This window comes from Rhizobacter sp. P2_D12, assembly GCF_056404395.1.
The window spans coordinates 1-7089 of the sequence record NZ_JBFUEB010000185.1; the positions used below are offsets into that span (position 1 = coordinate 1).

Genomic DNA, 7089 nt, shown 5'->3' on the forward strand with positions numbered 1-7089 from the left:
TGCCAATCTTAAGGTGATCACGAAAGGTAGCTACCGCCCCGTGAAGGTCCCGTATTCCGACGAGGCGACTGCATTGTTCCGCGCAGCCCAGGTCAGCGCAGTGGAGCGCCGGAACGCCACGGTCGACGCACTGGACAGCAACATGATGTCGCGTGTGGTTGAAAACGCAGGACGGGTCGCCTTGACGTTGGCGCTCGCAGAGAACCCATGGGCCACCGAGGTCAGTGCGGAGTGCTTCACCCTGGGCATGGACATCGTGCAGAAAGCGACAGCAGCGTTCATCGCGGACATCCGCGCAAACTTGTTCGACAGCGTTCACGCAAAGCTGGAGACGGCTGTGGTGCAGAAGGTCAGCGAGTACTTCGTCAACAACAAGGGCAAGCCCATTTCTGACGGGCTGCTGGCCGACCGTTGCCGCCCTTACCGCTCTGCGCACCCGCAGCAGCGGAAGGCCGTGATCGAAGCCCTCGTGCGCCAAGGCAAAGTGACGACTAGCCCTGGGCGCAACAAAAATACCCTCCTCTACACGCCAAGTTTCGAGGCACAGCAATAACGGTCAAGCCGCCGCGCGCAAAACCGGCGCGGCTGGCCTGAACTCGATACCGGCTTCCTCCAGCATCCAGTCTTCAATCTTCAATCTTCAATCTTCAATCTTCAATCTTAGTGTGCCACATGCGCAAGAGATCAAGCGGACGCTGCCGATAATGTTTCTCAGCGATGGCGCTCGGCTTATGCCCCATGATCTGGGCAACCACGCCCGCAGGCGGTTCCTTTCATTCAGCCATATATGCTAACAATCGGCGCAACCAATGCAGGGGTCAGTTGGCAAACAGTCACACTAAGTGCCTTTTTGGTTGAAGTGCCAAATTCTGGTCGTATACATCTCAGGTCACACCAGAGCGGATAAGGGGTGGGTTCGACATGTAGGCTGATGAAGCCCGGGTACTAGATGGGTACTGACAACACGTTGACTTGCACATTGCAGTAAGCCCAACTCAGCATAACCTTCTAAGTCATTGATTTAATTGGTAGGCCTCCCGTGAGTCGAACACGGCACCAACGGATTATGAGTCCGCTGCTCTAACCAAGCATGAGCTAGAGGCCCAGAAACTGGGATAGTGGCAAACAACTCGCCACCTGCGCATCAACACGAACGTGATGAGCGAAGTGGCGAGAGCATATTGCCTTTAGTACAGACTCGTCAAGCCCGCATCAACAATCAGCTGTTGTTCTCGAGGAAGCTCTTGAGCTTGTCCGAGCGSGAYGGSTGRCGCAGYTTGCKCAKCGCCTTSGCYTCGATCTGGCGAATSCGCTCGCGGGTSACGTCGAACTGCTTGCCSACYTCTTCCAGCGTGTGGTCGKTSGWCATCTCGAYGCCGWARCGCATGCGCAGCACCTTGGCYTCGCGYGGCGTCAGGCTGTCGAGGATGTCCTTGACGACGTCGCGCAGGCCGGCCTGCATCGCGGCCTCGATCGGCGCGGTGTTGTTGGTGTCCTCGATGAAGTCGCCCAGGTGCGAATCGTCGTCGTCGCCGATGGGGGTCTCCATCGAGATCGGCTCCTTCGCGATCTTCATGATCTTGCGGATCTTGTCTTCCGGGATCTCCATCTTCTCGGCCAGCGTCGGCGCGTCCGGCTCGAAGCCGAACTCCTGCAGGTGCTGGCGCGACAGGCGGTTCATCTTGTTGATCGTCTCGATCATGTGGACCGGGATGCGGATCGTGCGGGCCTGGTCGGCGATCGAGCGCGTGATGGCCTGGCGGATCCACCAGGTCGCGTAGGTCGAGAACTTGTAGCCGCGGCGGTATTCGAACTTGTCCACCGCCTTCATCAGGCCGATGTTGCCTTCCTGGATCAGGTCGAGGAACTGCAGGCCGCGGTTGGTGTACTTCTTCGCGATCGAGATCACCAGGCGCAGGTTGGCCTCGATCATCTCCTTCTTCGCGTCGCGCGAGGCCTTCTCGCCCTCGTTCATGCGCTTGTTGATCTGCTTCAGGTCTTCCAGCGGCACGACGGCGCGCGCCTGCTGGTCGGTCAGCTTCTTCTGCAGCTCCTGCACCGGCGGCAGGTTGCGCGCCAGCACCGCGCTGTACGGCTTGCCGGCGGCGGCTTCCTTCTCGGCCCACTTCAGGTTCAGGATGTTGGGCGGGAAGTTCTTGATGAAGTATTCCTGCGGCATGCCGCACTTGTCGACCAGGATCTTGCGCAGCTCGCGTTCGTAGCGGCGCACGTCGTCGACCTGCGAGCGCAGGATGCCGCACAGCTTCTCGATCGTCTTGACGGTGAAGCGGATCGTCATCAGCTCGGCGCTGATGGCCTGCTGGGCCTTGTTGTACGGCGCCGACTGGTAGCCGTCCTTCTCGAAGGCCTTGCGCATCTTGTCGAAGTTGTCGCGCAGGCTGGCGAACTTGGTCAGCGCCGCGCCCTTCAGCTCCTCGAGCTTCTTGGTCAGCGCCTTGCTGCCGCCGTTGCCGTCGTCGTCGTCTTCCTCGTCGAAGAAGTCGACGTCTTCCTCGGCCACGTAGTCGTCCGCCTCGTCCTCGGAGACGAAACCGTCGACCACCTCGGAGATGGTCATCTCGGCCGCGCCGATGCGGTCGGCATAGGCCAGGATCTCGGCGATGGTGGTCGGCGACGCGCTGATGGCCAGCATCATCGCCTGCAGGCCGCCTTCGATGCGCTTGGCGATCTCGATCTCGCCTTCGCGCGTCAGCAGCTCGACCGTGCCCATCTCGCGCATGTACATGCGCACCGGATCGGTGGTGCGGCCGAACTCGGAGTCGACCGTCGACAGCGCCGCCTCGGCGGCTTCCTCGGCTTCTTCCTCGGTGGCGGTGGTGGTGCCGCCGCCGGCGATCAGCAGCGTGGCGGCGTCGGGCGCCTGCTCGTACACCGCGATGCCCATGTCGTTGAGCATCGACACGATGGCTTCGAGGATGTCGGCATCGACCAGCTTCTCGGGCAGGTGGTCGTTGATTTCCTGGTGCGTCAGGAAGCCGCGCGTCTTGCCCATCTTGATGAGCGTCTTCAACTCATGGCGGCGCTTGGCGACTTCTTCTTCGGTGAGCGCGGTCTCGTCGAGGCCGAACTCGCGCATCAGCGCGCGCTCCTTCGCGCGCGACACCTTCATGCGCAGCGGCTTGGCCTTGACGGCCTTGTCGTCGGTGCCGGCGGCCTCGACTTCGACTTCGGGTTCGCCTTCGAGGTCGGCTTCGAGGTCGGAGAAGTCCTCTTCAGGCACTTCTTCCTTCTTGGCGGCGACGGCACCCGCCTTCGGCTTGCGGCCGGGCTTGCCCTTGGCCTCGGCGGCGGGCTTCGCGGCCGCAGGCTTGGCGGCCGCCTTCTTCTTGTCTTCGGCCTCGGCCTTGCCGGCCTTCACGGCTTTCGACGCAGCGGCAGGCTGTGCTGCCTTGGCGGGGGCGCTCTTCTTCGCGGTCATGCAGTTCCTCGAATGGTGGTGGTCATCGCGGCGATCGGAAGGCTTGGCCAGCGGCTCCGGCCAACGCCCGACCCGCCGGCAGGTGACCTGGAAAGGCCCTGTTCGGCGGAGGTCCAAAGGCGTAGCGGGGCCCCCGAACAAGCCTTAGCTTGGGGCCGCAATCAAATGGGCAAGCTCACGTGACCATCAAAACGACGCGCAGTCCTTGCGGGGAAGGGGTGGCCTTGCGTGGGGACCCTGGTTCAAAGGGTGGCCGGGGCCCGGAGGTGCTGCTGTCACTCTTGCCGTAACAAACCCTTGATTATCGTCGAAAGTAACTGTTACGTCAAAGTTGGTTGTTGGAGGCTTTGCAGGCGGCGCCGGCGCTGGGCGTCGAGTTCGCGCCATTGCGCCAGCGCCTGCGGGTCGGTGGCCGCCTGCTGGATCAGCACCTCCTGGCGCGCCGTCAGCGCCGCGACCCACATGCCGTCGATGACCCGGCGCAGGTCGGCGAACTGCATTTCGTTCTGCAGGGCGTCCGTCGGCACGAGGCGCCGGGCATCGTCGGCCCACTCGCCGGCGTGCAGGGCCTGTTCCAGCGCGGCCCAGGGGGTGGCGCCGTGTTCCAGCAACTGGCGCTCGAGCCAGGTCACCAGCGCGCCGTGCGGAGCGGGCAGCTCGTGCAGCAGCTCGTGGTCGTCGGCGCCGAGCTGATCCCACCAGTCGCTGTGCAGCAGCAGCAGGCGCAGCGCGGTGTCGGCCGGGCTGGCGGGGACGCTGCGCACGCGCGACTGCGGCGGAAACGGGCCGTCGTCGCCGTCGATGCCGCCGCGCCGGCCCTTGTTCCACTTGCCGCGGCCGGCACCACCACCCCAGTTGCCGCCGCGGCCTTCGCCGCGCGGCTGGAAGCGTTCGCGCTGCGGCGGCGGTTCGCCCGCGTCCTGCGGCGGGCCGTCGTGGCCCGGATCGTGGCGCTGCGACGACGACCCATGTTGCCGTGCCGGTGCTGCGGTCTGCCACAGGTGCGTCAGGTCGGCCACGCCGATGCCGCCCTGCTGCGCCAGCTCGGCCAGCAGCTGCAGCTTCAGCGCGCCTTCGGGCAGCGCCGACCACAGCGGCTTGGCGTTGGCGAGGAACTTGGCCCGGCCCTCGGCGGTGGACAGGTCGCCGCCGTCACGCGCCGCCTCGACCAGCTGGCGCGACAGCGGCACGGCCTGGGCGATGCAGGCCTCGAAGGCCTCGGCACCGAATTCGCGCACGTAGGAATCGGGGTCGTGCTCGGTCGGCAGGAACAGGAAGCGGATGCTGCGCGTGTCGCTCGCATGCGGCAGCGAAGCTTCCAGCGCCCGGCCGGCCGCGCGCCGCCCGGCGGCGTCGCCGTCGAAGCTGAAGACCACCGATTCGGTGAAGCGGAACAGCTTCTGCACGTGCTCGGCGGTGCAGGCCGTGCCCAGCGTCGCGACGGCGTTGCCGAAGCCATGCTGGGCGAGCGCCACGACGTCCATGTAGCCCTCGACCACCAGCGCGTAGCCGCGCTTGCGCAGCCCGCTGCGCGCCTCGTGCAGGCCGTACAGCTCGCGGCCCTTGATGAAGACCGGCGTTTCGGGCGAGTTCAGGTACTTGGGCTCGCCCTTGTCGAGCACGCGCCCGCCGAAGCCGATCACGTCACCCTGCACCGAGCGGATCGGGAACATGATGCGGTCGCGGAAACGGTCGTAGCGCTTGCGTTCCTCCTCGGTGTCGCCCTGCGAGATCACCAGGCCGCTTTCCTCCAGCAGCGCGTCGTCGTAGCGCGGGAAGACGCTGGCCAGGCCGCGCCAGCCATCCGGTGCGTAGCCGAGCCCGAAGGCGGCCGCGATCTCGCCGCTCAGGCCGCGGCCCTTCAGGTAGTCGATCGCGCGCGGGCTGGCCTTCAGCTGCTTGCGGTAGTGCTCGCTGGCCTTGGCCAGCACGTCGCTCAGCGTGGCCTGGCGCTCCTTCAGCTCGGCGGCGCGCTCGCGCTCCTGCGGCGAGCGGTCGTCCTCCGGCACGGCCAGCCCGGCCTGCTGGGCCAGGTCGCGCACCGCGTCGAGGAAGCCCAGGCCCGAATACTCCATCAGGAAGCCGAGCGCATTGCCGTGCACGCCGCAGCCGAAGCAGTGGTAGGTCTGGCGCGTCGGACTGACGGTGAAGCTGGGCGTCTTCTCGCCGTGGAACGGGCACAGGCCCTTGTGGTTGATGCCGGCCTTCTTGAGCTGCACGTGGCGGCCGACGACTTCGACGATGTCGATGCGGGAGATCAGTTCCTGGATGAAGGTCGGCGGGATCACCCCGGCAGTCTATCGAACGGCCGCAGGGTTCATGCGTTCCATCCATCGTGTGCAGCAATGCACGCCATCGCGCGTGGGGCTGTTACCGATTGACGCAAGGGTGACCATCCTCGGTACACTTTTTGCACTGTGAAGGCCCGATGACATGTCGTTGGGGCATGTCAGACCGGAAAGCCAAAGGCGTCCGGCGGAGACCCCGCCTGACGTTCCGTCGCGTGTCCGCCGTGAACAAGACCTCGGAAGGAATCGTGTGCACTTCAACTCAACGCCGGTACAGGCGCGTTTCCGGAACGATCGCTTTCTTCGACCGCTGTGCCTTGCCCTGTTGCTGGCGGGCCTGATCTTCACGCAGCAGGCGGCGCATGCGCAGGCGGCTTCGGCGCCTGGCGGCAATGACGAGGCCGCGCCCAGCGAGCGCGCCAAGCGCGACGCCGAGAAGGTCTTCCACTGGATCATGATCCACTCCGACAAGCCGCGCAAAGTGCGCGACGCCAACGAGAAACCGGCGACGGCCGCGGCGCCGGCCGCCGTCGCTCCGAAGCCGGTGGCCAAGGTCGCGAGGGCGGGCGAGGGCAGCGCCGAAGGTGCGGTGACCGCGGCTCCGGCCCCGGTACGCAGCACGCCGGCCGCGACCGTGGCGACCGCCCCCGCCGCGCCGCCGGTCTCGGCGGTCGACAACGAAGCCGCCCGCATGAGCAACGCGGCCATCGCTCGCAATGCCCCGCCCGCCGCGATGCCCGATGCCGCGGCACCGCCCGCGGTGGCCGCACCCGAAGAGGCCGAGATCGAGCAGCTGGTGCCGGTGGCCCAGGTCGAACCCCAGTTCCCGCGTGCGGTGATGCTGGACCTGCGCAAGGGCACGGTGCGCGTGCGCTTCGAGGTGCTGCCGGACGGATCGGTGAGCACGCCCTCGGTCGTCGCCACCACCAGCGTGCGCCTGAACCGCGCCGCGCTGGCGGCTGTCTCGCAGTGGCGCTTCCAGCCGGTGCGCGAGGCGCAGGAAGGGATGGTCGAGCTGGGCTTCAACCTCGATTGAGGTCGGGCTTTCAGGCCGGCGTCCTGGCCGCCACGGGCGCGTCGGGCGCGATCACGCCGCGGTACTGCCGCACCCAGTCGACCACCTGGTTCGACGGCATCGCCGCCGCGATGCCGTTGCCCTGGGCCATGTCGCAGCCGATCGCGATCAGGCGCTGCGCCTGGGCCCGCGATTCGACGCCCTCGGCAATGACGGTGCAGCCGAAGGTGCGCGACAGGCTGATGACCCCGGCGACGATGGCGTGGTCCTGCGGGTCGAGCAGCATGTTCTGCACGAACGAGCGGTCGATCTTCAGCATGTCCAGCGGCAGCCGCTTCAGGTAGGTG

5 protein-coding genes and 1 tRNA gene are annotated in these 7089 nt (G+C 66.1%); 2 read left to right on the forward strand and 4 right to left on the reverse strand.

The genetic code is table 11. The features are described 5' to 3' along the window. Positions 1 to 553 (forward strand): DUF3987 domain-containing protein (locus AC1DYN_RS30930; protein WP_477966362.1); only part of this gene is annotated, 553 nt, incomplete at its 5' end. A 473-nt stretch (positions 554 to 1026) separates the two neighbouring features. On the opposite strand, the gene AC1DYN_RS30935 is transcribed toward AC1DYN_RS30930, so the two are convergent. The 3 genes from AC1DYN_RS30935 to dnaG form a co-directional block, all read right to left on the reverse strand. After that, a tRNA-Ile gene (locus tag AC1DYN_RS30935) sits at positions 1027 to 1105 on the reverse strand. Positions 1106 to 1219: 114 nt separating this feature from the next. After that, a complete protein-coding gene (gene rpoD, locus AC1DYN_RS30940) occupies positions 1220 to 3439 on the reverse strand; it encodes an RNA polymerase sigma factor RpoD (protein WP_477966364.1) in 2220 nt (739 codons plus the stop codon). A gap of 320 nt (positions 3440 to 3759) precedes the next feature. Beyond that, positions 3760 to 5727, reverse strand: a complete 1968-nt coding sequence (gene dnaG, locus AC1DYN_RS30945) for a DNA primase (protein ID WP_477966366.1) — start codon at positions 5725 to 5727, stop codon at positions 3760 to 3762. Positions 5728 to 5977: 250 nt separating this feature from the next. Here dnaG and AC1DYN_RS30950 point away from each other — a divergent pair, with 250 nt between their 5' ends. Next, on the forward strand, positions 5978 to 6763 hold the full coding sequence (locus tag AC1DYN_RS30950) for a TonB family protein (RefSeq protein WP_477966368.1): 786 nt from the start codon (positions 5978 to 5980) through the stop codon (positions 6761 to 6763). 10 nt (positions 6764 to 6773) lie between these two features. Here AC1DYN_RS30950 and AC1DYN_RS30955 read toward each other — a convergent pair. Continuing rightward, on the reverse strand, positions 6774 to 7089 hold a 316-nt coding region (locus AC1DYN_RS30955; RefSeq protein ID WP_477966370.1), incomplete at its 5' end, for an EAL domain-containing protein.